Source organism: Pseudomonas sp. GQ91 (assembly GCF_059758795.1).
This window is the reverse complement of sequence record NZ_JCAXED010000010.1, coordinates 213,138-236,793: the sequence shown is the minus strand read 5'-3', so window position 1 is coordinate 236,793 and position 23,656 is coordinate 213,138. Positions and strand designations below refer to the sequence as shown.

Sequence of the window (23,656 nt, the reverse complement as noted above, 5' to 3'; positions counted from 1 at the left end):
CATGGAAACCCGAGCCCATCATGTGATGATCGGCCTGTTCAGCGTGATTGTCGTGGTCGGCGCCATGCTATTCGGCCTGTGGCTGGCCAAATCCAGCGTCGACAGTGCCTTCCAGGATTACGAAGTAATCTTCAACGAGGCGGTCAGCGGTCTGTCCCAAGGCAGCGCGGTGCAATACAGCGGGATCAAGGTCGGTGACGTCACCAGCTTGCGCCTGGACCCCAAGGATCCGCGCCGGGTCCTCGCACGTATTCGCCTGGCCGGCCAGACACCGATCAAGGAAGACACCCAGGCCAAACTGGCATTGACCGGCATCACTGGCACCTCGATCATCCAACTCAGCGGCGGCACCCCGCAGAGCCCCGAACTCAAGGGCAAGAACGGCAACCTGCCGCAGATTACCGCCTCGCCATCACCCATTGCCCGCCTGCTGAACAACAGCAATGACCTGATGACCAGCATCAACCTGCTGCTGCACAACGCCAACCGCGTATTTTCCCCGGACAATGTCGATCGCCTCAGCAACACCCTGGCCCATCTGGAACAAACCACCGGGGCCATCGCCGAGCAACGCGGCGATATCAAACAGGTCTTGCAGCAACTGGCGCACGTCAGCCAACAGGCCGGCGCCACCCTGGAGCAGACCAGCGCATTACTGGGTAACGCCAACGGTTTGCTCAACCACCAAGGCAAGCAAATGTTTGGCAGTGCCGAAGGCGCGATGCGCTCCCTGGAGCAAAGCAGCGCGACCATCAACACCCTGCTCAACGACAACAAGGACGCCCTCAACAGCGGCATGCAGGGTCTGAATGAATTGGCCCCGGCCGTGCGCGAACTGCGCGATACCCTGAGCGCGTTGCGGGCGATTTCCCGCCGCCTGGAAGCCAACCCCAGCGGCTACCTGCTGGGCAGCGACAAAAACAAGGAGTTCACGCCATGAAGCGTGCTTACCTACTGATCGCCCCGCTGGCCCTGGCCCTGCTCAGTGCCTGCTCGATCTTGCCCAAGGCTGATCCGTCGGATGTCTATCGACTGCCTTCGTCCCAGGCGTCCGGCCAAGGCAGCCCCGTCGCCTGGTCATTGAGGTTGGCCAAGCCGCAGACCAGCGAATTCCTCGACAGCCCGCGCATTGCCGTGGTGCCACAGGGTGACTTGATCAGCAGTTATGCCCGGTCCCGCTGGAGCGATCCCGCCCCCGTGCTGTTGCGCAATCGCCTGCTCGATGGCTTCCAGCGCGACGGCCGGGTAACCCGGCTCAGTACCGACGACAGCAACTTACAAGCGGATTTCGAACTGGGCGGACAGTTGCAGGCCTTTCAAAGCGAGTATCGAGGCCGCGCGGTGGAAGTGGTGATTGGGCTGGATGCGCGCTTGGTACGCAGCAGTGACCAACGGATCATCGCCGCCAAACGGTTCGAGGTGCATCACCCTATAAATGATACCCAGGTCCCAGCGGTGGTGGCCGGGTTTGGGCTGGCTGGGGATGCCTTGAATAAGCAGGTGGTGGATTGGGTTGTGCAGCAGGGCAATACCGCGCCGAAACGCTGAAAGCCAAGCCCTTGTAGGAGCGAGCTTGCTCGCGAAAAACCTAAACGATAACGCGGCGCCCTTGAGGTCTTCGCGAGCAAGCTCGCTCCTACAGGATTAGCGGTCCAAGCCTCAGCCAAAGAACCAGTAGCAGACCGCGATCGCCGCCACGACACCGGCAAACTCCGCCAGCAATGCACAGCCCACCGCATGCCGCGCACGCTGAATGCCTACCGAGCCAAAGTACACCGCCAGCACATAGAAGGTGGTCTCGGTGCTGCCCTGAATCGTCGCCGCCACCAACGCCGGGAAACTGTCCACACCTTGGCTCTGCATGGTCTCGATCAGCATGGCCCGCGCCGCGCTGCCGGAAAATGGCTTGACCATCGCCGTGGGCAAGGCATCCACAAAACGCGTATCCAGGCCCGTCCAGGCCACCAGGTGGCGAATGCCTTCCAGACCGAATTCCAGTGCCCCGGACGCGCGCAACACGCCGACCGCGCAAAGCATTGCTACCAGATAAGGCAGCAGATTCTTCGCAACGTCGAACCCTTCTTTCGCGCCCTCGACAAATGTTTCGTAGACCTTGACCTTGCGCAACGCGCCAATCAGCAGAAACAACATGATCAGGCCAAACAGCGTCAGGTTGCCAAGGATCGACGACAGCCCGGCCAGCGCCGTGGCAGACAGGGTAGCCAGCAATGCCATGAACCCGCCCAACACCAGCGCACCTGGCACCAGGTAGGCCAGCACCACCGGGTCCCATAAGCGCAGGCGCTGCACCAGCGCCACCGCTAACAGGCCTACCAGCGATGAGGCGCTGGTCGCCAGCAGGATCGGCAGGAACACCAGCGTCGGGTCGGGCGCGCCTTGCTGGGCGCGGTACATGAAGATCGTTACCGGCAACAGCGTCAGGGAAGACGCGTTGAGGACCAGGAACAGGATCTGCGCGTTGGTCGCGGTGTTGGGAATGGGGTTGAGTTCTTGCAGCGCCTTCATGGCTTTCAGGCCGATAGGCGTTGCCGCGTTATCCAGGCCCAGGCCGTTGGCGGCGAAATTGAGGGTGATCAAGCCAATGGCGGGGTGACCGGCCGGCACTTCCGGCATCAGTCGCAGGAACAACGGGCCGAGAGCCTTGGCCAGCCATTCGACGATCCCGGCCTTTTCGGCGATGCGCAAGAAGCCCAGCCACAGGGTCAAGGTACCGAACAGCAGCACCATCACTTCCACCGACAACTTGGCCATGGCGAAAATGCTTTCCACCATTGCCGCAAAAATCCCGGCGTTGCCTCCCACCAGCCATTGCACCAGTGCTGACACCATTGCCACGACGAAGAAGCCAAGCCACAGGCCATTGAGCATCAGTTACACCCCTCGAAATATGTGGCGAATGATAACGGCGCTGACAGAAACGACAAACCCCGGATTTACCGGGGTTTGTTCACAGCAAGCAGGGATCAGCCTTGGAGGGTATCGCCAGCCGGCAGCACTTGCTTGGTACGCCAGTGTGGCAGGGAGTTCCAGTAGCGTTCGCCCTTGGCATCGTCGTACATGCCTTCCCAACGCGAGATAACCAGCACGGCCAGTGCATTGCCGATCACGTTCAGCGCGGTACGGGCCATGTCCATGACACGGTCGACACCGGCGATAAAGGCCAGGCCTTCCAGCGGAATACCTACGCTGCCCAGGGTTGCGAGCAGTACCACGAAGGACACTCCCGGCACGCCCGCGATACCTTTGGAGGTGACCATCAGGGTCAGCACCAGCATCAACTGTTGGCCAATCGACAAGTCGATGCCATACAGCTGGGCGATAAAGATCGCCGCAATACTCTGGTACAGGGTCGAACCGTCGAGGTTGAACGAATAGCCGGTCGGCACCACGAAACTACAGATCGCCTTCGGTGCGCCGTAGGCTTCCATTTTCTCGATCACACGCGGTAGCACCGTCTCGGAACTGGCGGTGGAATAGGCCAGCACCAACTCATCCTTGAAGATGCGCATCAGTTTGATCACCGAGAAGCCGAACAGGCGGGCGATCAGGCCGAGAATCACAAACGCAAAGAACAGGATGGCGACGTACACCAGAATCACCAGCTTGGCCAGCGGCAGCAACGAGGCGAAACCAAAGTTGGCGACCGTCACCGCGATCAGCGCAAATACGCCGATAGGCGCGTATTTCATGATCATGTGGGTGACTTTGAACATGCTCTCGGACACACCCTGGAACAGGGTCACCAAGGGTTCACGCAGGTCAGGCTTGAGGCTCGACAAACCCAGGCCGAACAACACAGAGAAGAAGATGATCGGCAGCATTTCGCCGCGGGCCACGGCAGCAAAGATGTTCGAGGGGATCAGGTTGAGGATGGTCTCGATGAACGCATGCTCATGCTGCACTTCGGCGGCCGTCGCCTGGTACTTGGAGATGTCGACGGTACCCAGGGTACTCATGTCGATGCCGGCACCGGGGTGGAACAGGTTGGCCAGCAACAAGCCGACGACAATCGCAATGGTGGTGACCACTTCGAAGTAGACAATGGTTTTTACGCCGATCCGGCCGAGCTTTTTCGCATCACCTACACCGGCGATTCCGACAATCAGCGACGAAATCACAATCGGGATCACGATCATCTTGATCAGGCGGATAAAGATATCGCCGGCCGGTTGCAACACGTTACTGATCCACCAGGCTTTTTCGGCACTGAAGTGGTTGAGTACCGCACCGATTGCAATCCCCAATACCAGACCGATGAGGATCTGCCAGGCGAGGCTTAGTTTTGCCTTCTTCATGTCATTACCCTTGTTTCAAGTGGACTCAGGCAGATGCGTCAGCTGGAACGCCCGGAAGCGAAAAAGTGTGTGCATCAGCCTCCGTAGAAGGTCACCGCAAGATGGCCGATATGGCTTACTGGCAAGCGAAAAAAGGCGCAACTATTGCGATGCGGGGGAGCGCCGTCTAATGCCGTAAACGCCTACCCCATGCCGAATCGGCATGGATTTTTTCAGACAAAATTGTCTGTTCGGTCAGTTCAAATGCGACATTCTGTCAGGCAAACATGCCGTGAACCTGCCATTTCAGGCTCGCTCAGGGATTTTTTGAATTTTCTGCCATGTAGGAAAAACTCTCGAAAATTCCTAGGCATACCTCGAAAAATAGTTTGAGGCAGGCGGAAATTTTCTCGATAGATGGTCGCGCAGAAACACCGCGAAACGGTTGGGGTGCAGAAATTTGGAAATTTTCAGCTATGGCCGGCATCAGGGACAAAACCAACACAGCAAGCACGCCGCACGTTCGACGAGTCATTGACCCACGAACGTGCGGCGCAACTTACTCTCCTGACCCGGCCCTTGCGCAGGCACTCCCTGTCCCCGTAGGTCACGCCGATCTACCTTGATCAGAGCAACCCGGCCCCCTGGTCATGCACCACGGTTATGCCGTGGCACAAACGCACGGCGGTGACCGACCACTGTGCGTGGGGCATCAGGCCCGTCAAACGGGCCTAATACCAGTTCGGATCTTTTTTCAGTTGTTCACGCAGCAACGCCTGCATGCCTTCGTCTGGCTTACCGATAAAACGGTAAGTCGCATGCCGGGTCGGCGACTTATCAGTCGGCAGACCGGCCGGGACTTCTACCAACATGGCGTAGGCATCTTCCTTGTCGTAGCTAAAGGCAACGATCAAGCGTTTGTTCAGGCAAGTGTCTGCGGTTTCACAGAGCGGCCCAACCAGATACTTGTCGCCATCCTCTTCCACGGCATGCATTTGCTCGGCACTACCGGAGAGGTTCATCACCCATTCCGGCAAGCGCTCTTCCTTCTCCACCACGTCCTTCCAGGTCTCGCGGTATTGCTCATCGGAGCTGAGCAACTCGCTGGCCCTGGACTGACCATCATTGGCGGCCATCGCCAAGCCACTGCCGCCCAGCAACAGGGCGGCAGCAACGGCTTTCAGAGAAAAGTCGAACATGTCAGCCTCGACCGCGACGACCAAAGAAGAAAGACACGATGAACATCACCAGGAATACGACAAAGAGAATCTTGGCGATACCCGTGGCGGTGCCCGCGATACCACCGAAGCCCAAGACAGCAGCCACAATGGCAATGATCAGGAATGTGATTGCCCAACTCAACATGGTGATTCTCCTTACGCTTCTGCTTATGAATGACAGCGGTGCAGATCCTGTCGCCCGATACGAGCGCCAGGTTGATGCCTAGAACACCCAACGTTCTTGATAAGTCTGATCGCGCAGGGCAATGTCCTGTTCAACCGCCATCATTCGCGGGGGCGTCACGTCAGCGTCGTAGCTGCCAACGGGACGAAAATGGCTCTGGGTCATGACCGGATGCTCGAATTGCGGGATGTGCTGACTCTGCTCCCAACGCTGCAACTGTTGGCCACCGATCAATGTCACCATCAAGGCCAGGCTTGCAAAGAGACCTTGCTGCAAACGCAGTGGCGATACACGCAGTTGGTTGAGGCGTTGGCGAGTCATCCTGAATCTCTCCCGCATTCTGATTATCGGTCAATGACACTTGTATGAGAGATAGTGCAGAGCGCGTGCCAGTTTTCAGAGAGAAAAAACCTCATAAAAATCAGCAAGTTATGATATTCGAGTGTTTTGTCGCGCCAGCATCCTGCACGATGCGCCTATCCTTGCCGTGCGAAATGCACGATGACCAGTGGTCGGGCCAAGGGATAAGAAGCACGTATCTGCCTGCCAGAGAATGACAGGAGGTGGGAAAGCGCACTGACTCGGGCCCCGGCAGCCCAAGCGCAGATAGTTGCGCGGTATCGCGTTTCATCAATCAGAATAAACCATGCAACTTGCCCGATTATTCCGGGACTAACCAAGATCATTCATTTTTAAGGAGCGCGGGACAAATGGAATCAGCCAAGGAACTACAAGGCCGCATTCTTTTAGTCGATGACGAATCGGCGATCCTTCGCACTTTCCGCTACTGCCTGGAAGATGAAGGCTACACCGTAGCCACCGCCAACAGCGCCGCCCAGGCTGATGCGCTGTTGCAACGCCAAGTGTTCGACCTGTGCTTCCTGGATCTGCGCCTGGGCGAAGACAACGGCCTGGATGTGCTGGCACAAATGCGCATCCAGGCGCCGTGGATGCGCGTGGTGATTGTCACCGCGCACTCGGCGGTGGATACGGCCGTGGACGCGATACAGGCCGGCGCCGCCGATTACCTGGTCAAGCCGTGCAGTCCCGACCAGTTGCGCCTGGCGACCGCCAAGCAATTGGAAGTGCGCCAACTCTCGGCACGTCTCGAAGTGCTCGAAGGCGCCGTGCGTCAATCCAAGGACGGCCTTGATTCCCACAGCCCGGCGATGATGGTGGTACTGGAGACGGCCCGCCAAGTGGCAGGCACCGATGCCAATATTCTGATCCTCGGCGAGTCCGGCACCGGTAAGGGCGAACTGGCCCGAGCGATTCATGGCTGGAGCAAAAGGGCGAAGAAATCCTGCGTCACCATCAATTGCCCGTCATTGACCGCAGAGCTGATGGAAAGCGAACTGTTCGGCCACAGCCGCGGCGCCTTCACCGGCGCCAGTGAAAGCACCTTGGGCCGCGTCAACCAAGCGGATGGCGGTACGCTGTTTCTCGACGAAATCGGCGATTTCCCTCTGACCCTGCAACCCAAGTTGCTGCGTTTTATTCAGGACAAGGAATATGAACGAGTCGGCGATCCGGTCACGCGCCGTGCCGATGTACGCATCCTGGCAGCCACCAACCTGAATCTGGAAGACATGGTCCGCGACGGACGCTTTCGCGAAGACTTGCTGTATCGCCTCAATGTCATCACCTTGCACTTGCCGCCTTTGCGCGAGCGCAGCGAAGACATCCTCACCCTGGCCGACCGCTTCCTGGCGCGCTTCGTCAAAGAATATGCGCGGCCGGCGCGGGGCTTCAGCGACGAGGCACGAGAGGCGCTGCTCAACTATCGATGGCCGGGTAATATCCGCGAGCTGCGCAATGTGGTGGAGCGCGCCAGCATCATCTGCGCGCAGGAAAAGGTCGAAATCAGCCACTTGGGGATGGCCGAGCAATCCACCAACAACTCACCCCGCATCGGGGCGGCCTTAAGCCTGGATGAGCTGGAGAAAGCGCATATCGGCGCGGTCCTCGCCACCAGCGACACCCTTGATCAGGCGGCCAGAACCCTCGGCATTGACGCGTCGACGCTGTATCGCAAACGCAAACAATACAACCTGTGAGCTGGACCTTATGAAGCTGGCGATGAAACTGCGCACTCGGTTGTTCCTGAGTATTTCAGCGCTGATCACCGTGGCCCTGCTCGGCTTACTGCTGGGCCTGGTGAGCGTCATGCAAATGGCCCATAGCCAGGAATCCTTGATTCGCAACAACTTCATCACCCTCGACCTGGGGCTCAAGCTGCGCCAGGCCCTGGGCGACCAACTGATGCTGATGCTCAAGGAGAATCCAGACCCGGCCAAGCTGCAAACCGCCCGACAGTACTACCTCATGGTGCTGGATCAAGGCATCGCACATGAGAAAAAAGACACCAGCAGCCATGGTTTTACCCAGGCCAAAGCCGACTACCTGAGGTTCTGGCAAGCGTTCGAAGAAAGTAAAAGCATGGTACCGAGCTTGCGCAACGACGAGAAACTGACTGCCAGTTTCAACGTATTGCGCAACGGCTTGATCGGCGAACACAAAAGAGCGCTGGAAAATATCAACGCCACCGAGCGCCGGTCCCGGGAGCGTGCGCTGTGGGTTGCCGCGCTGCTGGGGTTGGTGGGGTTGGCGGTACTGATCATCGGCTTTGTCACCGCCCATGGCATCGCCCAGCGTTTTGGCGGACCGATCGAAGCGCTGGCCAAGGCCGCCGACAAAATCGGCCAAGGCAACTTTGAGGTGACACTGCCCATCTCATCGGCAGCAGAAATGAATTTGCTGACCCGACGCTTCGGCCTCATGGCCGAAGCCTTGCGCCAGCACCAGGCCACCAACGTCAATGAGCTGCTCGCCGGCCAGCAGCGCTTGCAGGCCGTGCTTGACAGTATTGATGATGGCTTGTTGATGATTGATCGCCAGGGCCAGCTGGAGCATCTCAACCCCGTGGCACAGCGCCAATTGGGCTGGGACGAAAGCCGCCTGGGCCAAGGGCTGGCTGAAGCACTGGAGCGCCCGGAGCTGAATGAACAGCTGCAGTTGGTGTTGCGCGGCGGCAACCTGGAGCGAGACCCCGAAGACCTTGAAGTGGAAGTGGAGGGTGAATCGCGCCTGCTGACGTACAGCCTGACACCGGTCAGCCATACCCAGGGCCATATCCTGGGCGCCGTGATGGTACTGCATGACGTCACCGAACAACGCGCCTTCGAGCGCGTGCGCAGTGAGTTTGTCCTGCGTGCCTCGCATGAACTGCGCACCCCGGTCACCGGCATGCACATGGCGTTCGGCCTGTTCCAGGAGCGCGCGAAATTTCCCGCCGAGTCTCGCGAAGCTGACCTGTTGAATACGGTCAATGAAGAAATGCAGCGCCTGATGCAACTGATCAACGATTTGCTCAATTTCTCCCGCTACCAGAACGGCTTGCAAAAACTCACGCTGGCGCCCTGCAACATCAACGACTTGCTTGAGCATGCCCGCGCCCGCTTCACCGAGCCCGCGAATGCGCAGAACATTGAGCTATTGGTAGAAGCCCAGCCACGGCTGCCCAGGCTGCATGCCGATCAAGCACAACTGGAGCGGGTACTCGACAACCTGCTGGGCAACGCCCTTCGCCACACCGCCGATGGCGGGCAGATTCGCCTACAGGCGCGTCGTCATGGCGAGCGGGTCATCATCAGCGTTGAGGACAACGGTGAGGGCATCGCTTATGGGCAGCAGGGGCGCATCTTCGAACCCTTCGTCCAGGTGGGCCGCAAGAAAGGCGGCGCCGGCCTGGGCCTGGCGCTGTGCAAGGAGATCGTGCAACTGCATGGCGGGCGCATGGGCGTTTATTCGCGGCCCGGGCAAGGCACCCAATTTTATATGGCGCTGCCGCTTTGAATCGATGAAGCCGGCACACCGGCTTCTGTGTTCAACGACGGTTCAGTACACGCAGAATCGCCGCGCTCTCCGCGTCCGGCGTACCGTCAAACAATGATGGCCGGAAACGCATCTGGAACGCTGCCAGCACATGACGCGTCGCCACATCCAGCTCGCCCGTCTGCGGCGTCGCGTAGCCCAGGCGCGCCAACTCCTCCTGGAACCAGGTAACGCTCGGCAGATTGACGGCGTATTGCACCTGATAGCGCGCCACCGCGCTGGCATCCGGCCAGATACCCAGCCCTTCATCAGCCAGGCGCTTCCAGGGGAACAAAGGGCCCGGATCCAGTTTGCGCAGGGGAGCAATATCGCTGTGACCGATGATATAGCGCGGGTCGATCTTGTTGCGCTTGCTGATGTCCTTGAGCAACGTCACCAGCGACTGAACCTGCGCTTCGGAATACGGATACCAGACACGCCCGGTCGGCGTATCACGGTACCCTTGATTGACGATCTCGATACCGATGGAGCTGGAGTTGAGCCAAGTGCGGCCCATCCATTCACTTTCTCCGGCATGCCAGGCGCGCTTGCTTTCATCCACCAGTTTGTAAATGGTGGCCGAGGCATCATCGCCAATCAGGTAGTGACTGCTGACCTGACCATGGGTCAATAATGCCAGCGAACGCTCGAGGGAGGTGGAGGTGTAATGAAGGACGACGAACTGGACACGCTCGTCATAATTTACCGAAGGGTGGCTGGTATTCAGGCGAAGACCGCTTGCACAACCAGCGAGCAACAGAAATAGAAGGGCAGAGCAGAGAAATTTCATGGCAGGGAACAGTACGCTTAAGACGATAATGCAACAGTGTAACGTACCGTTCGCCGGCCAGCGGCCAAATACAATCATTTATACAAAATGGCACAAATTTCAGGCCGCCTGCACCTGATTACGCCCCGCGGCCTTGGCCCGGTACAACGCCTCGTCAGCACGCTTCAGCGCCAGATCACTGCGTTCGCCGGGTAGAAACTGTGCGATGCCGATGGACAGGGTGATTGTCACCCGCTCGCCCTTGAAGTGAAACGGGCACGCTTCGATGGCCGACCGCAGGCGCTCACCCACCGCCATTGCCTCGCCCAAGGCCGAGGCCGGCATCAGCAAAACAAACTCCTCACCGCCAAAACGCGCGATAAAGTCAGTAGGTCGCAGACACTTGCCCAGTACATTGGCGATGATCTTCAACACCTTGTCGCCGGCCAGATGGCCATAGTTGTCGTTGATCCGCTTGAAATGGTCCAGATCCAGCATGGCCAGCGACAGGTTATTGCCCTGTTGGTGCCAGGCATTGACCTCATGCTCCAGACGCTCGCTCCAGGCAGCACGATTCGGCAAGCCGCTCAGGGGGTCGATCAGCGCTTTCTGGCGCTGCACTTCCAGGTGTTCGCGATAACCCTGGGCCTCTTGCTCCATACTGGCGACCCGTTCCGCCAATCCCTGCAAGCGCGCGGCAACCTCGTGTTCGCGCTGGTCACGCTGCTTCTGATGCTGATCCATGGTTCCCAGCAAGCCTTCAAGATGGTTCTCCAGCACGTGCTTGAGGCTCTCAAGGTCTGCAGCGTCCTGGACGCTGCTTTGCAAGCCATCCACCTGTTCACGGATTTGCGTATCCATTTCCCGCGCCGCCGATCGGCTGTCGGCATGTCCGTCGCTGGCGGCCTGCAGATTGCTTTGGAAGGCCTCGAGGCGGTCATTGAGGCGTTTGAGATAATCCTCGAACTCATGTTGCCCGCTGTCGGTGATGGCCAGCATCAGTACGGCCAGATCATCGAGGATCGGCAATAGCTCATACCAGTTCAGCCCGTGGGCCAGGCGCTCGCGCATCGCTTCAGCCTGGGGGCGATGACGCTCGGGCAGGACCAGGTCCTCGAGAAGGCCGAGCAAAGTGCTCTCGATGTGCCTGGCGACTGAGCTGTACGAAGGCTCGGGAGAATCCGCAAGCGCATATTGCTGATCGTCTTCATCGATCTCCACGGCCAGCACTGGCGGCAGGCAAAGGCTGCCGATGACCGTCGGTTCCGGCGCACTGGTCGGGGCAGGCGACACCTCCACCTCCGCGGCGACCACAGGTTCGATCGGTGCAGCGATCACGCTCTCGCTGACTGGTGTTTCTGGCGCTTGAACCACGTGAACAGGCGCTTCGGCAACGGTTGCCGGGGCCACTGGAACAGACGACGACGCTTGACTGCCGACCTCAATGGCCTTCGTCACGGGTGCGCTGATCACCTCATCCGGGGTTTCGGCAGCAGGCGTCGCGTCGGCCAGCGGGAGTGGAGCAAAAGCACGCAGTGCCTCAGTCAGTTCCGGGGTTTGCACGGCAGCCGCTGGAGGCTGGACCGGCACCGGCACAGCGCCCGGCCCGACGGCGGGTTTTTCCACTGGCGGCGCTGACGAAACAGCCGGTTCGCCGACCGCGGAGTCTCCAGCCGTTTCTCTGGCGCCAAACCAGCGCTGTAGCAATCCCGGACGACTGGGTTCGTCCTGCGCTTCGAGATTCTTCAAGGCCTGGCCCTGGAGATCGCTCAACTCGCCGAGCAACAGCGGAATTTCACGCGCCTGACCGACGCGGCTGTCCAACTGCTTGGCAAAGCTCTTCAGCGGGCGACTCACTTCCCGAGGCAACGGCAACGCCTGTAACTGCGCCACCAACGCCGTCAGCGCCGCGCTGACCTGATCGACGCGCACTTCCCGACGCTGCTCTGAGTCCAGCACCGCCTTTTCCAGGCGCGGCAACAACGCGGCCAGCGCGGCGTCCATATCATCGGTGCGCACGACATCGCGCATCTCTTTCATGCACTGGTCGACCGCTCGATCAGTCCCCTCGGCCGCCAGCGTGCTACGCACCAGGCCACGGCGCATCAAGTCGAGGCGCGCGGTCCAGCGCCGCTCGATTTTTTCTTGTTGCTCGAGACTTAACAGGTATTTCTCTTTCCAGCGCTGGGCGTCGTCGCTCATGCAAGAGGTCCGCGAGGGCCGGGGCTCAACGCGGGCAATGCATCCACCGTGAGCGAACCCGGCAGACGAATCTCTACCGCGACCGGCAGGTGATCGGAAATGGGGTGCGCCAGCACCTGGACGCTTTCCAGGGTCAAGGTGGGGCTCAACAGGATGTGATCAAGACAACGTTGCGGGCGCCAGCTGGGAAAAGTGGCTTCGACCTGAGGAGCCAGCAGTCCGAGATCGCGCAACGGGGAATTCTGCAGCAGGTCGCTGGCATGGGTATTCATGTCTCCCATCAGCACCTGGTGTTTATAGTTGCCAATCAGCTCACGGATATAAGCCAACTGCAGGGTACGGGTCCGAGCCCCGAGCGCCAGATGCATCATCACCACGACAAGCGCCTCGGGCCCCTCGCCAAAGCGCACGAGAATCGCACCCCGGCCTTTGGGGCCCGGTAACGGATGATCCTCGATCGCCCAGGGCTTCAGGCGGCTGAGCACGCCATTGCTGTGCTGGCCGAGCTTTCCGAGGTTGCGATTGAGTTGTTGATACCAGTAAGGAAATGCGCCGAGCTGGGCCAGGTGTTCGACCTGATTGACGTAGCCGGAACGCAGGCTGCCGCCATCGGCTTCCTGCAGGGCTACCAGGTCGAAGTCACCCAGCAAGTCGCCAATCTTCTGCAGATTACCGGCCCGACCGTTGTGGGGCAGCAAATGCTGCCAGCCACGGGTCAGATAATGCCGGTACTTCTCGGTACTGATCCCCACCTGGATATTGAAACTCAACAGCCGCAGCCGGCTGTCTGCCGGCAGGCCCGTGGATTCCAGATGGTGTTCGTTGACCTGCGGGTCATGCAGGCCAACCACCCGTTCGGTACCCCAGCGACGCATGGAAAGCCCCTTACTTGGCTGCGCGCTCTTTGGCGATCAACTGGTCGGCAACGTTGAGCGTCTGCTCAGGACCGCCGGAAGTCCCGAGGTCGAAGCGGTATTTGCCGTTGACGATCAGGGTTGGAACACCTTGCACGCCGTATTTCTGTGCGAGTTCCTTGGCCTGTTTGATCTGGCCCTGGATAGCGAAGGAGTTGAAGGTTGCGAGGAATTTTTCCTTGTCCACGCCCTGAGTGGCGAGGAAGTCCGCCATCTGCTCCGGCTTGGTCAGCGGCTTGCGATCCTTCTGAATCGCTTCGAACACCGCGTTATGGACCTTGTGCTCGACACCCATGGCTTCCAGGGTCAGGAACATCTGGCCATGTGCATCCCAGGGACCGCCGAACATGGCGGGAATACGCTTGAAGTTCACGTCCGCGGGCAGCTTCTCGGCCCACGGGTTAATGGTTGGTTCAAACGAGTAGCAATGCGGGCAGCCATACCAGAACAGCTCGACAACCTCGATCTTGCCCGGCACGGAAACCGGTACCGGGTTGGCCAACTCAACATAGGTTTTACCCGCTTCAAGCGGCACATCGGCGGCTTGCGCGGTCATGCCGAAGAGGCTGGCACTGACGAGAGCGGCGCTGAGGATCAGATTACGCATGCTTTACTCCTGGACAAATAAGGTCGCCTCGCGCGACCTTGTTTAAGACAGGTCTACACGGGCATGAGTTCGTTAGTGTAACGGTAGCAGGTGCAAAAAAGGGTGGCCAAGGCCACCCTTTTTTATGCTCGCATCGACAGATTAATCGAGCGTTAACGCTGCCCGGAACATCCGCCCTTACTTGTGCAGGCCCTGGATGTAGCTGGCTACCGCTGCAATGTCTTCGTCGCTCAGCTTGCGAGCGATGGTACGCATGGTCATTGCATCGCCGTCATTGGCTCGACCGGCCTCTTCCTTGCGGAAATCAGTCAACTGTTTCGCGATGTACTGGGCATGCTGGCCACCCAGGTGCGGGAAGCCCGCGGCAGCGTTACCCGATCCGTCCGGGGCGTGGCAGCCGGTACAGGCCGGTAGACCTTTATCAAGGTCACCGCCCCGGAACAGCTTCTCGCCGCGGGCAACAAGCTTGGGATCCGCAGCGCCCACACTGCCAGTCTGGCTGGCGTAGAACGCCGCAATATCCGCCAGGTCCTGATCATTGAGGTTGGTCAGCAAGCCGGTCATTTCCAGCACCGTGCGTTTGCCGTCCTTGATATCGTGCAGCTGCTTGGTCAGGTAACGCTCACCCTGGCCCGCCAGCTTTGGAAAGTTTGGTGCCGGACTGTTGCCATCCGGTCCATGGCAGGCACCACATACTGCGGCTTTCGCCTGGCCAGCAGTAGCGTCACCTGCAGCATGGGCAACACCAGTGATACCCAAGGTCAACAGCAGACTCACGATCAATTTGTTCATCAGCTAATCCAATTACGGCTAAGGGTTATAGAGTTATGGACCGGGTCTACTCGCTCATCAAAACAATGATGGCCTGGTAATCCTCGGTACTGCAGTCCATGCACAAACCACGCGGCGGCATCGCCTTGAAACCCTGGGTCACATGTTGCACCAACGTACCCATGCCTTGCGCCAGCCTCGGCGCCCACGCTGCCCGATCACCCCGTTTCGGGGCCGTTGGCAACTGCCCGGCATGACAAGCCACGCAAACGCGGTTGTACACAGCGTCCGGATCCTGTGTAGCCTGAGCGCAGTCAAGCATCATCAGGACACCGACAGCTAGCATCCACCTGGTCATACATCGACCTTTTCAGGGTTTGGGAGCGTTTTGCGTTCTAATGCGCAATAAAGGTCATTCGCTCCCGTGAACTTCGTCCTTCGCCGGGACAAAGCACACACAAAATCTGCGGCATTATATACTGGCGCTACTGAAACGGAAACGACACTACTTGCCGCACCCATTCCCGGCACCGCCCACATCGGAAATCCCATGCAACTCAAGAATCCCATCCTCGGTCTGTGCCAACAGTCCACCTTCATGCTCAGCGCTGCCAAAGTCGACCAATGCCCGGACGACGAAGGCTTTGAAGTTGCCTTCGCCGGACGCTCCAACGCTGGCAAATCCAGCGCGCTCAACACCCTGACCCATGCCAGCCTGGCCCGCACCTCGAAAACCCCAGGACGCACACAGCTACTCAACTTCTTCAAGCTAGACGATGATCGGCGTCTGGTCGACCTGCCGGGCTACGGTTATGCAAAAGTCCCCATCCCGCTGAAGCTGCATTGGCAGCGTCACCTGGAAGCCTATCTGGGCGGTCGGGAGAGTTTGAAGGGTTTGATCTTGATGATGGACATCCGTCATCCAATGACTGACTTCGACCTGCTGATGCTCGATTGGGCAGTCGCCAGCGGCATGCCGATGCATATTCTGCTGACCAAGGCCGACAAGCTGACCTACGGCGCGGCGAAAAACACCTTGCTCAAGGTGCAGTCCGAGATTCGTAAAGGCTGGGGTGACGCGATCACTATCCAGCTGTTCTCGGCCCCCAAGCGCATGGGCCTGGAAGATGCCTACACCGTATTGGCAGGCTGGATGGAGCTGGCGGACAAGGGTAGTGAAGCGGCGGAATAAAAAACGCCGGGCAAAAAAAACCCCGGACTTCGTATGGGGAGGGAAGTTCGGGGTCCAAGCTCCGGACCGCTAGGGCGGGGTCCAGATATCTGCCAACACTTAACACAACATAGGAGCATTGAAGGGCTTCACCACCCATTCAGTACCTCTGAGTAGTTTTTCATGGGTTAAGTTCCAGGCCCGCGAAAAACTATTGGAAATAACTGTCGGCCTTTTCTGACAAAAAACCTCGCTGCGGCATGGCGCCGCAGCAAAACGTCCAGGCTTAGTGCGCCTCGTCCCAGTTATTGCCTACCCCGACTTCAACCAGCAGCGGCACATCCAGCTGCGCCGCGCTGCTCATGTATTCACGGATTTTTTCGCTGACTTCGGCCACCAGGTCTTCACGTACCTCGACGACCAATTCGTCGTGTACCTGCAGGATGACCTTGGCATCCAGGGCTGACTCAGTCAGCCAGTTGTCGACCTTGACCATCGCTTTCTTGATGATATCCGCCGCGGTGCCCTGCATCGGTGCGTTGATCGCCGTACGCTCGGCGCCGGCACGCTCCTGGGGTTTGTTGGAATGGATATCCGGCAGATACAGCCGGCGGCCGAACAGTGTCTCCACATAACCTTGATCAGATGCCTGGGCGCGGGTGCGTTCCATGTACTCGCGAACCCCGGGATAACGGGCGAAGTACACGTCGATATAAGCCTTGGCCGTCTTGGTATCGACGCCGATGTCCTTGCCCAGCTTCTGGGCGCCCATGCCGTAGATCAGGCCGAAGTTGATGGCCTTGGCGCTGCGGCGCTGGTCAGACGTGACCTCGCCCAGTTCAACCTTGAATACCTCGGCCGCCGTGGCCGTGTGGACATCCAGATTGTCGCGGAACGCATTCAGCAGACCTTCATCCTTGGACAGGTGCGCCATGATCCGCAGTTCAATCTGCGAATAGTCGGCCGCCAGCAGCTTGTAGCCCTTGGGTGCGACGAACGCCTGACGGATCCGCCGACCTTCGGCGGTGCGTACCGGAATGTTCTGCAAGTTCGGATCGCTTGATGACAAGCGCCCGGTAGCGGCCACGGCCTGATGGTAAGAGGTGTGAATCCGCTGGGTCCGCGGGTTGATCTGTTCTGGCAGGCGGTCGGTGTAGGTGCTTTTCAACTTGCTCATGCTGCGGTACTGCATCAGTACCTTGGGCAGCGGATAATCATCTTCGGCGAGTTTGGCCAGCACTTCCTCGGCCGTGGACGCCTGGCCCTTGCCGGTCTTCTTGAGCACCGGGAGACCGAGTTTTTCATAGAGAATCACCCCCAGCTGCTTGGGCGAACCGAGGTTGAACTGCTCCCCGGCGATTTCATACGCCTGGCGTTCCAGCTCGACCATTTTGTTACCCAGCTCAATACTCTGGACACCCAGCAAATCGGCATCCACCAACGCCCCTTGGCGTTCAATGCGCGCCAGCACGGGCACCAATGGCATCTCGATATCGGTCAGCACGCTGGCCAGGCTCGGCAAGGCCGCGAGCTGCGCATGCAGCGCCAAGTGCAAACGCAGGGTCACATCAGCGTCCTCTGCCGCATACGGACCGGCCAGCTCGAGAGGAATCTGGTCGAAAGTCAGTTGTTTGGCGCCTTTGCCGGCGATGTCCTGGAAGCTGACGGTGTCATGTTCCAAATACTTCTTCGCCAGGCTGTCCATGTCATGTCGAGTCGCGGTGGAGTTCAACACGTAGGATTCGAGCATGGTGTCGAAGGCAATGCCTCGCACGTTGATACCGCAGGCCGGATCGCCACCAATGGCGCAATTGGCCAGGATATTCATATCGAATTTGGCGTGCTGGCCGACCTTGAGCTTTTCCGGGTCTTCCAGCAGCGGCTTCAAGGCCCGCAACACCCTGTCTCGGTCCAGTTGCTGCGGCACGCCGATATAGGAATGGGTCAGCGGGATATAGGCGGCTTCGTGGGCTTGTACGGCAAAGGACACCCCCACCAACTGCGCTTGATGGGCGTCGAGCCCGGTGGTTTCGGTATCGAAGGCAAATAGCTTGGCGTCATTGAGCTTCTTCAACCAGGCGTCGAAACGCGCCTGATCAAGGATGGTTTCGTACTGAGGCTCGACGGTCGCCGAAGCCACCGCCTCGACAGTTTCGGGCACAGCAGCGGCCTGGACCGGCGCGACCTCGGCGGCCGCTTTCAGCTCGACGCGCTTGGCATCGCGCGCAATCTCTTCGTACCAGCTCTTGAACTCCAGCAAGGTGTACAGCTCAAGCAGTTTCTCGCGGTCCGGCTCGATCAAATGCAGATCTTCCAGCCCGACCTCCAGCGGTACATCGACCTTGATGGTCGCCAACTGGTAGGAAAGGAAAGCCATCTCTTTATGTTCTTCGAGTTTGGCCGGCAAGGTCTTGGCGCCGCGGATGGGCAGGGTCGGGACGATATCGAGCTGCTCATAAAGCTCTTTCAGGCCACCATTGACGCCCACCAGCAAGCCGGAAGCCGTCTTCGGACCGATCCCCGGCACACCCGGAATGTTGTCGGACGAATCGCCCATCAATGCCAGATAGTCGATGATCTGCTCGGGAGCGACCCCAAATTTCTCCTTTACGCCGTCAACGTCCATGGAGCTACCCGTCATGGTATTGACCAAGGTAATGTGCCCATCGACAAGCTGCGCCATGTCTTTGTCACCCGTGGAGATCACCACCGGTCGAGCGGCCGCCGCGCTGCTGCGGGCCAATGTTCCGATTACATCGTCAGCTTCAACGCCTTCGACACACAGCAGCGGGAAGCCCAGGGCAATCACGCTCTGGTGCAGCGGCTCGATTTGCACGCGCATGTCGTCGGGCATACTGGGGCGATTGGCCTTGTATTCGGCGTACATATCATCGCGAAATGTCCCGCCCTTGGCGTCGAACACCACCGCGAACGGGCTGTCCGGGTATTGCTTGCGCAGGCTTTTGAGCATGTTCAACACGCCCTTGACCGCGCCGGTCGGCAGGCCTTTGGACGTGGTGAGCGGCGGCAGCGCGTGAAAAGCGCGATACAGGTATGAAGAACCGTCCACCAGGACGAGGGGGGCTTGGCTCATGAGCAGGATCAACCTTTTCGGCGGGTCAGGCGCTAGAATAGCCGGACCAATGACGACAAAGGGACAAGGTTATCATGCGTACATTCAATCGCCTGCTGTTGACCGGTTTGATTGCACTCTCTCCCATCGCTGCCATGGCGGCGGATACTGCCCCTTCGGGTGACCCGGACGTTACCATCCGCACCGAAGGCGACAAGGAGATCCGCGAATACCGTCAGAACGGATTTCTGTACGCAATCAAGGTAACGCCCAAAGGTGCGCCACCGTACTTCCTGGTGCGTGCAGACGGAACCGATGCAAACTTCATCCGCTCGGACCAGCCGGATATGCTGATCCCGTCATGGAAGATTTTCGAATGGAAATGATTTCTTAATTTCAATTGGCGCTGCGGCCCGCAGCGCCCGTACTGGCAGTTTTAACCATGTCTGTGTTCACCCCCCTGGCTCGGTCCGAGCTGGAAACCTTTCTTGCTCCTTATGGACTCGGCCGCCTGCTTGACTTCCAGGGAATCGCCGCCGGTAGCGAAAACACCAATTTTTTTATCAGCCTGGAGCAAGGCGAGTTTGTCCTGACCCTGGTTGAACGCGGTCCAGTGCAGGAAATGCCGTTCTTCATCGAGTTGCTGGACGTCCTCCACGACGCCGACCTGCCGGTTCCCTACGCTCTGCGCACCACCGACGGCGTGGCCTTGCGCACGCTGGCCGGCAAACCGGCGTTGTTGCAGCCGCGCCTGGCGGGCAAGCATATCCGGGACGCCAACGCCCAGCACTGCGTGCAAGTGGGCGAGTTGCTCGGTCATCTGCACCTGGCGACCCAAGGCGACAAAGTGTTGGAACGCACGACAGATCGCGGGCTGGACTGGATGCTCAACGAGGGCTCGCGGCTGATTTCGCACCTCGGCGCGCAACAGCAAAGCCTGCTGCAAGCTGCCCTGGATGAAATCCAGAAGCATAAGGAGCAGATCCTGGCGTTGCCTCGGGCCAATATCCACGCTGACCTGTTTCGCGACAATGCGATGTTCGAAGGCACGCACCTGACCGGGCTGATCGACTTCTACAACGCGTGCTCCGGGCCGATGCTGTATGACGTGGCGATTGCCCTGAACGACTGGTGTTCGGATGCCGACGGCATGATCGATGGCCAACGGGCGCGCGCACTGCTGGGCGCCTATGCGGCACTGCGACCGTTTACCGCCAAGGAAGCCGAGCTGTGGCCAAGCATGTTGCGGGTGGCCTGTGTGCGGTTCTGGCTGTCACGACTGATCGCCGCTGAGTCCTTTGCCGGCCAGGATGTGCTGATTCACGACCCGGCCGAGTTCGAGCAGCGCTTGGCTTTGCGCCAGCAGGTGAGTACACACCTGCCGTTCGCCCTGTAAAACCCTCCTGAAGACCGAACGCGGTCAAAATGTGGGAGCGGGCTTGCTCGCGAAGACGGTGTGTCAGCAATGAATATGTTGGCTGACACTCCGCCTTCGCGAGCAAGCCCGCTCCCACAGGGGTCCTACGTCGCCCGTTATAGGGATTCCAGGCAACCGGCCAGATCATTGCCGAGTTTTTCCAGCAATTGCTCATACCCTTGGGCCGTGGCCGGGGTGTAACCGCCCAACGCATCCAGTTCCGCCAGTTTTACCGGCAACCCGGCCACCAGTGTCTCAGCCAAACGCGGACGCAGCGGCGGCTCGCTGAACACGCAGGTCTTGCCCACGTCCTCCAAACGCTTGCGCATCGCCGCCACATGCTGGGCGCCGGGCTGCACTTCCGAAGCCACGCTGAAGACGCCTACGTGCTTGAGCCCGTAGGCGTCTTCAAAGTAATCGAAGGCCTCATGAAACACGAAGTAGGGCTTCCCGGCGACGTTCGCCAGCCGCGCTTTCAAGCGCACATCCAAAGCATCCAGGCGACCGTCGAAGGCTTGCAGATTGCTCTGGTAGCGCGCCGCATTGGCCGGGTCAGCGGCGCTCAAATCCGCCGCCATCCGGGTGGCGATCACCCGCGCATTGACCGGCGACAGCCACAAATGCGCATCCAGGCTACCCGGACGATGAGCGTGATCATGGTCGTCGGCTTCTTCGCCATGGGAATGGTTGTCTTCGGCAAAATGGCGAAGCTTCATGTCGGGAAGGTCCTGCACCGCCACCGTCGGCAAATTACGACCCTTCAATACACGCGGCAAGAAGCCTTCCATGTCCGGACCGATCCAATACAGCAGCTCGACGGATTGCACACGCCGTACGTCGGAAGGTCGTAACGCGTAGTTGTGTGGCGATGCACCTGGCGGCAGCAATACCTGCGGAACCGCGACACCGTCCTGCACCGCGGCGGCGATCAACTGCAGAGGCTTGATGCTGGTAAGCACCCGGACCTCCGCCTGAACGGCACCGGTCATCAATAAACTGGTGACAAATACGACAAAAACGGGAAAAAGTCGGGACACGATAAGCACTCAAGGCAACAGGAACAGGTAACATAATAACGTCTCTCACAAAAATCTGTTGCCGCTCATGCCTAAAACACCGCTTGCCAGCCGTCCCCATGACCACTCTCATTGCGTCCACAGTGCGCTGTCAGAGGCCGACGCCCTGTGCGCGCGGCAAGGTCTGCGCCTGACCGCCCTGCGTCGCCGGGTGCTCGAGCTGGTCTGGCAAAGCCACAAGCCACTGGGCGCCTACGACATTCTCGGCGTGCTCAGCGAGCAGGACGGCCGCCGCGCCGCGCCGCCCACGGTGTACCGTGCGTTGGACTTCCTGCTGGAAAACGGTCTTGTACATCGCATCGCGTCGCTCAATGCCTTTGTCGGCTGCAGCCACCCGGAACATGCGCACCAGGGCCAGTTTTTGATCTGCCGCGACTGCCACGCGGCCATCGAGCTTGAACAAAAAAGCATCAGCGACGCCATCGTCAAGAGCGCCCATGACGTCGGTTTCAGGGTCGAAGGGCAAACCGTCGAAGTGATCGGTGTCTGCTCGGGCTGCCAGGGGGCTTGATGAGCACTGCGCTAATCCGCCTGGAGCAGGTCGGTGTCACATTCGCTGGCCAGACCGTGCTGGACAGCATCCAACTGAGCGTCGAGCCAGGGCAGATCGTCACGCTGATCGGCCCCAACGGCGCCGGCAAAACCACCTTGGTGCGTGCCGTGCTGGGTTTGCTCAAGCCCGACAGCGGCAGCGTCTGGCGCAAACCCAAGCTGCGGGTCGGCTATATGCCGCAAAAACTGCACGTGGACCCGACCTTGCCTCTTTCGGTACTGCGCTTCCTGCGCCTGGTGCCCGGCGTGGACCGCGCTCGCGCAATGGCGGCGCTCAAGGAAGTCGGGGCCGAACAGGTTATCGATAACCCGATACAAGGTATTTCCGGGGGCGAAATGCAGCGTGTACTGCTGGCCCGCGCCTTGTTGCGCGAACCACAGTTGCTGGTGCTTGACGAGCCGGTGCAGGGCGTCGACGTTGCCGGTCAAGCCGAGCTGTACAGCCTGATCACCCGCCTGCGCGACCGCCATGGCTGCGGCGTCCTGATGGTCTCCCACGACCTGCATCTGGTGATGAGCACCACCGATCAGGTGGTGTGCCTGAATCGCCACGTCTGTTGCTCCGGCCACCCGGAGCACGTCAGCGGCGACCCGGCTTTCGTCGAGCTGTTCGGCAAGAACGCGCAGAGCTTGGCGATTTACCATCATCACCACGATCACGCCCATGACCTGCATGGCGCGGTGGTCGACGATCCTGACGCACCCCACACTCACGTTCACGGAGATAGCTGCAAGCATGGCTGATTTTCTGCTCTACGCCCTGCTCGCAGGTCTGGCTCTGGCATTGGTCGCGGGCCCGCTGGGCTCGTTCGTGGTCTGGCGACGCATGGCGTATTTTGGCGACACCCTGTCCCACGCCGCCTTGCTCGGCGTGGCCATGGGTTTTTTGCTGGATATCAGCCCCACCATTGCGGTGACCGTAGGTTGCCTGCTGCTGGCCGTGTTGCTGGTCACGTTGCAACAACGCCAGCCACTGGCTTCTGACACGTTGCTGGGGATCCTTGCGCCCAGCACCCTGTCTTTGGGCCTGGTGGTCCTGAGCTTCATGCATGAAGTGCGGATCGACCTGATGGCCTATCTGTTTGGCGATCTGCTGGCGATCAGCCCCGCCGACCTGTACTGGATCCTCGGCGGCAGCGCGGCGGTGCTGATCCTGCTGGTGGCTCTGTGGCGTCCGTTGCTCGCGATCACAGTCCACGAAGAGCTGGCCACCGTTGAAGGGTTACCGGTACCGGCACTGCGCATGACCCTGATGTTGCTGATTGCGGTGGTGATTGCTGTCGCGATGAAGATTGTCGGCGTATTGTTGATCACGTCGCTGTTGATCATTCCCGCCGCCGCCGCCCAGCGTCACGCACGCTCGCCGGAACAAATGGCGGTCGGCGCCAGCGTGTTGGGGATGCTTGCCGTGTGTGGTGGCCTGGCGTTGTCCTGGTTCAAGGACACACCGGCCGGGCCGTCGATTGTGGTCGCGGCGGCCGCCCTGTTTCTGCTGAGTTTTGTCCTGCCCCGTCGTGGGGTGTAGACTTGCT

23 protein-coding genes are annotated in these 23,656 nt (G+C 59.6%); 10 read left to right on the top strand and 13 right to left on the bottom strand.

Annotated features, from left to right (window positions below; all coding sequences use genetic code 11):
* Position 1 precedes the first annotated feature (1 nt).
* Complete coding sequence (locus AC6CIA_RS17130; protein WP_498313643.1) at positions 2–940, top strand: MlaD family protein; 939 nt, start codon at positions 2–4, stop codon at positions 938–940.
* Positions 937–1,548, top strand: a complete 612-nt coding sequence (locus AC6CIA_RS17125) for an ABC-type transport auxiliary lipoprotein family protein (RefSeq protein ID WP_498313641.1) — start codon at positions 937–939, stop codon at positions 1,546–1,548. The genes AC6CIA_RS17130 and AC6CIA_RS17125 overlap by 4 nt, the downstream gene beginning before the upstream one ends.
* Before the next feature lie 111 nt (positions 1,549–1,659).
* Here AC6CIA_RS17125 and AC6CIA_RS17120 read toward each other — a convergent pair whose 3' ends face one another.
* From AC6CIA_RS17120 to AC6CIA_RS17100, 5 genes are all read right to left on the bottom strand, one after another.
* Positions 1,660–2,889: a nucleoside recognition domain-containing protein gene (locus AC6CIA_RS17120; RefSeq protein WP_498313639.1), complete on the bottom strand. Its 1,230-nt coding sequence runs from the start codon at positions 2,887–2,889 to the stop codon at positions 1,660–1,662.
* Between the two features lie 95 nt (positions 2,890–2,984).
* Positions 2,985–4,316 carry a glutamate/aspartate:proton symporter GltP gene (gene gltP, locus AC6CIA_RS17115; protein ID WP_498313637.1) on the bottom strand — a complete coding sequence of 444 codons (1,332 nt, stop codon included), beginning with the start codon at positions 4,314–4,316 and terminating at the stop codon, positions 2,985–2,987.
* Between the two features lie 710 nt (positions 4,317–5,026).
* The gene (locus tag AC6CIA_RS17110) at positions 5,027–5,494 is read right to left on the bottom strand and encodes an inhibitor of vertebrate lysozyme family protein (RefSeq protein WP_339529496.1); all 468 of its coding nucleotides are present in this window, start codon (positions 5,492–5,494) and stop codon (positions 5,027–5,029) included.
* A gap of 1 nt (position 5,495) precedes the next feature.
* Positions 5,496–5,660, bottom strand: a complete 165-nt coding sequence (locus tag AC6CIA_RS17105; RefSeq protein WP_084378456.1) for a DUF1328 domain-containing protein — start codon at positions 5,658–5,660, stop codon at positions 5,496–5,498.
* Positions 5,661–5,738: 78 nt separating this feature from the next.
* Positions 5,739–6,020, bottom strand: a complete 282-nt coding sequence (locus AC6CIA_RS17100; RefSeq protein ID WP_498313635.1) for a hypothetical protein — start codon at positions 6,018–6,020, stop codon at positions 5,739–5,741.
* Positions 6,021–6,409: 389 nt separating this feature from the next.
* On the opposite strand from AC6CIA_RS17100, the gene algB reads away from it, so the two are divergent.
* Together algB and AC6CIA_RS17090 are read left to right on the top strand one after the other, a co-directional pair.
* Positions 6,410–7,756, top strand: a complete 1,347-nt coding sequence (gene algB, locus AC6CIA_RS17095; RefSeq protein ID WP_498313633.1) for a sigma-54-dependent response regulator transcription factor AlgB — start codon at positions 6,410–6,412, stop codon at positions 7,754–7,756.
* Positions 7,757–7,766: 10 nt separating this feature from the next.
* On the top strand, positions 7,767–9,554 hold the full coding sequence (locus tag AC6CIA_RS17090) for a KinB sensor domain-containing domain (protein ID WP_498313631.1): 1,788 nt from the start codon (positions 7,767–7,769) through the stop codon (positions 9,552–9,554).
* A 31-nt stretch (positions 9,555–9,585) separates the two neighbouring features.
* On the opposite strand, the gene AC6CIA_RS17085 is transcribed toward AC6CIA_RS17090, so the two are convergent.
* The 6 genes from AC6CIA_RS17085 to AC6CIA_RS17060 form a co-directional block, all read right to left on the bottom strand.
* Entirely contained in the window at positions 9,586–10,362 is a 777-nt protein-coding gene (locus AC6CIA_RS17085) for an N-acetylmuramoyl-L-alanine amidase (protein ID WP_498313630.1), read from the bottom strand.
* A gap of 99 nt (positions 10,363–10,461) precedes the next feature.
* Complete coding sequence (locus tag AC6CIA_RS17080; RefSeq protein WP_498313628.1) at positions 10,462–12,543, bottom strand: GGDEF domain-containing protein; 2,082 nt, start codon at positions 12,541–12,543, stop codon at positions 10,462–10,464.
* Complete coding sequence (locus tag AC6CIA_RS17075; protein ID WP_498313626.1) at positions 12,540–13,418, bottom strand: endonuclease/exonuclease/phosphatase family protein; 879 nt, start codon at positions 13,416–13,418, stop codon at positions 12,540–12,542. Before AC6CIA_RS17075 ends, AC6CIA_RS17080 begins: the two co-directional genes overlap by 4 nt.
* A gap of 10 nt (positions 13,419–13,428) precedes the next feature.
* Positions 13,429–14,064: a thiol:disulfide interchange protein DsbA gene (gene dsbA / locus AC6CIA_RS17070; protein WP_339529502.1), complete on the bottom strand. Its 636-nt coding sequence runs from the start codon at positions 14,062–14,064 to the stop codon at positions 13,429–13,431.
* Between the two features lie 177 nt (positions 14,065–14,241).
* A complete protein-coding gene (locus AC6CIA_RS17065) occupies positions 14,242–14,856 on the bottom strand; it encodes a c-type cytochrome (protein ID WP_084378449.1) in 615 nt (204 codons plus the stop codon).
* 46 nt (positions 14,857–14,902) lie between these two features.
* Positions 14,903–15,193 (bottom strand): c-type cytochrome, encoded by a 291-nt coding sequence (locus AC6CIA_RS17060; protein WP_498313623.1) that lies wholly within the window; start codon positions 15,191–15,193, stop codon positions 14,903–14,905.
* A 192-nt stretch (positions 15,194–15,385) separates the two neighbouring features.
* On the opposite strand from AC6CIA_RS17060, the gene yihA reads away from it, so the two are divergent.
* Positions 15,386–16,027: a ribosome biogenesis GTP-binding protein YihA/YsxC gene (gene yihA, locus AC6CIA_RS17055; RefSeq protein WP_498313622.1), complete on the top strand. Its 642-nt coding sequence runs from the start codon at positions 15,386–15,388 to the stop codon at positions 16,025–16,027.
* A 265-nt stretch (positions 16,028–16,292) separates the two neighbouring features.
* Here the strand turns inward: yihA and polA are convergent, their stop codons facing one another.
* The gene (gene polA / locus AC6CIA_RS17050) at positions 16,293–19,100 is read right to left on the bottom strand and encodes a DNA polymerase I (protein ID WP_498313620.1); all 2,808 of its coding nucleotides are present in this window, start codon (positions 19,098–19,100) and stop codon (positions 16,293–16,295) included.
* Positions 19,101–19,174: 74 nt separating this feature from the next.
* On the opposite strand from polA, the gene AC6CIA_RS17045 reads away from it, so the two are divergent.
* The gene (locus AC6CIA_RS17045) at positions 19,175–19,465 is read left to right on the top strand and encodes a DUF2782 domain-containing protein (RefSeq protein ID WP_339529506.1); all 291 of its coding nucleotides are present in this window, start codon (positions 19,175–19,177) and stop codon (positions 19,463–19,465) included.
* 56 nt (positions 19,466–19,521) lie between these two features.
* A complete protein-coding gene (locus tag AC6CIA_RS17040) occupies positions 19,522–20,475 on the top strand; it encodes a homoserine kinase (RefSeq protein ID WP_498313618.1) in 954 nt (317 codons plus the stop codon).
* A gap of 137 nt (positions 20,476–20,612) precedes the next feature.
* On the opposite strand, the gene AC6CIA_RS17035 is transcribed toward AC6CIA_RS17040, so the two are convergent.
* Positions 20,613–21,533: a zinc ABC transporter substrate-binding protein gene (locus AC6CIA_RS17035; RefSeq protein WP_498313616.1), complete on the bottom strand. Its 921-nt coding sequence runs from the start codon at positions 21,531–21,533 to the stop codon at positions 20,613–20,615.
* Positions 21,534–21,600: 67 nt separating this feature from the next.
* Between AC6CIA_RS17035 and zur the strand changes: the two genes are divergently transcribed.
* From zur to znuB, 3 genes are read left to right on the top strand one after another with little or no spacing between them, the layout of a single operon-like run.
* Positions 21,601–22,083: a zinc uptake transcriptional repressor Zur gene (gene zur, locus AC6CIA_RS17030; RefSeq protein WP_422630764.1), complete on the top strand. Its 483-nt coding sequence runs from the start codon at positions 21,601–21,603 to the stop codon at positions 22,081–22,083.
* Entirely contained in the window at positions 22,083–22,868 is a 786-nt protein-coding gene (gene znuC / locus AC6CIA_RS17025) for a zinc ABC transporter ATP-binding protein ZnuC (RefSeq protein ID WP_498313615.1), read from the top strand. Before zur ends, znuC begins: the two co-directional genes overlap by 1 nt.
* Entirely contained in the window at positions 22,861–23,649 is a 789-nt protein-coding gene (gene znuB, locus AC6CIA_RS17020; protein ID WP_339529510.1) for a zinc ABC transporter permease subunit ZnuB, read from the top strand. The genes znuC and znuB overlap by 8 nt, the downstream gene beginning before the upstream one ends.
* Positions 23,650–23,656 lie beyond the last annotated feature (7 nt).

What these genes read in the sequence shown, in the direction of transcription:
- AC6CIA_RS17100 (WP_498313635.1), bottom strand. Translation starts at nt 6,020, where the DNA reads ATGACTCGCCAACGCCTCAACCAACTGCGTGTATCGCCACTGCGTTTG.
- AC6CIA_RS17040 (WP_498313618.1), top strand. Translation starts at nt 19,522, where the DNA reads ATGTCTGTGTTCACCCCCCTGGCTCGGTCCGAGCTGGAAACCTTTCTT.
- AC6CIA_RS17085 (WP_498313630.1), bottom strand. Translation starts at nt 10,362, where the DNA reads ATGAAATTTCTCTGCTCTGCCCTTCTATTTCTGTTGCTCGCTGGTTGT.
- znuC (WP_498313615.1), top strand. Translation starts at nt 22,083, where the DNA reads ATGAGCACTGCGCTAATCCGCCTGGAGCAGGTCGGTGTCACATTCGCT.
- AC6CIA_RS17075 (WP_498313626.1), bottom strand. Translation starts at nt 13,418, where the DNA reads ATGCGTCGCTGGGGTACCGAACGGGTGGTTGGCCTGCATGACCCGCAG.
- AC6CIA_RS17130 (WP_498313643.1), top strand. Translation starts at nt 2, where the DNA reads ATGGAAACCCGAGCCCATCATGTGATGATCGGCCTGTTCAGCGTGATT.
- AC6CIA_RS17120 (WP_498313639.1), bottom strand. Translation starts at nt 2,889, where the DNA reads ATGCTCAATGGCCTGTGGCTTGGCTTCTTCGTCGTGGCAATGGTGTCA.
- dsbA (WP_339529502.1), bottom strand. Translation starts at nt 14,064, where the DNA reads ATGCGTAATCTGATCCTCAGCGCCGCTCTCGTCAGTGCCAGCCTCTTC.
- AC6CIA_RS17065 (WP_084378449.1), bottom strand. Translation starts at nt 14,856, where the DNA reads ATGAACAAATTGATCGTGAGTCTGCTGTTGACCTTGGGTATCACTGGT.
- AC6CIA_RS17080 (WP_498313628.1), bottom strand. Translation starts at nt 12,543, where the DNA reads ATGAGCGACGACGCCCAGCGCTGGAAAGAGAAATACCTGTTAAGTCTC.
- algB (WP_498313633.1), top strand. Translation starts at nt 6,410, where the DNA reads ATGGAATCAGCCAAGGAACTACAAGGCCGCATTCTTTTAGTCGATGAC.
- AC6CIA_RS17060 (WP_498313623.1), bottom strand. Translation starts at nt 15,193, where the DNA reads ATGACCAGGTGGATGCTAGCTGTCGGTGTCCTGATGATGCTTGACTGC.
- zur (WP_422630764.1), top strand. Translation starts at nt 21,601, where the DNA reads ATGCCTAAAACACCGCTTGCCAGCCGTCCCCATGACCACTCTCATTGC.
- AC6CIA_RS17125 (WP_498313641.1), top strand. Translation starts at nt 937, where the DNA reads ATGAAGCGTGCTTACCTACTGATCGCCCCGCTGGCCCTGGCCCTGCTC.
- AC6CIA_RS17045 (WP_339529506.1), top strand. Translation starts at nt 19,175, where the DNA reads ATGCGTACATTCAATCGCCTGCTGTTGACCGGTTTGATTGCACTCTCT.
- yihA (WP_498313622.1), top strand. Translation starts at nt 15,386, where the DNA reads ATGCAACTCAAGAATCCCATCCTCGGTCTGTGCCAACAGTCCACCTTC.
- AC6CIA_RS17090 (WP_498313631.1), top strand. Translation starts at nt 7,767, where the DNA reads ATGAAGCTGGCGATGAAACTGCGCACTCGGTTGTTCCTGAGTATTTCA.
- AC6CIA_RS17105 (WP_084378456.1), bottom strand. Translation starts at nt 5,660, where the DNA reads ATGTTGAGTTGGGCAATCACATTCCTGATCATTGCCATTGTGGCTGCT.
- gltP (WP_498313637.1), bottom strand. Translation starts at nt 4,316, where the DNA reads ATGAAGAAGGCAAAACTAAGCCTCGCCTGGCAGATCCTCATCGGTCTG.
- polA (WP_498313620.1), bottom strand. Translation starts at nt 19,100, where the DNA reads ATGAGCCAAGCCCCCCTCGTCCTGGTGGACGGTTCTTCATACCTGTAT.
- znuB (WP_339529510.1), top strand. Translation starts at nt 22,861, where the DNA reads ATGGCTGATTTTCTGCTCTACGCCCTGCTCGCAGGTCTGGCTCTGGCA.
- AC6CIA_RS17110 (WP_339529496.1), bottom strand. Translation starts at nt 5,494, where the DNA reads ATGTTCGACTTTTCTCTGAAAGCCGTTGCTGCCGCCCTGTTGCTGGGC.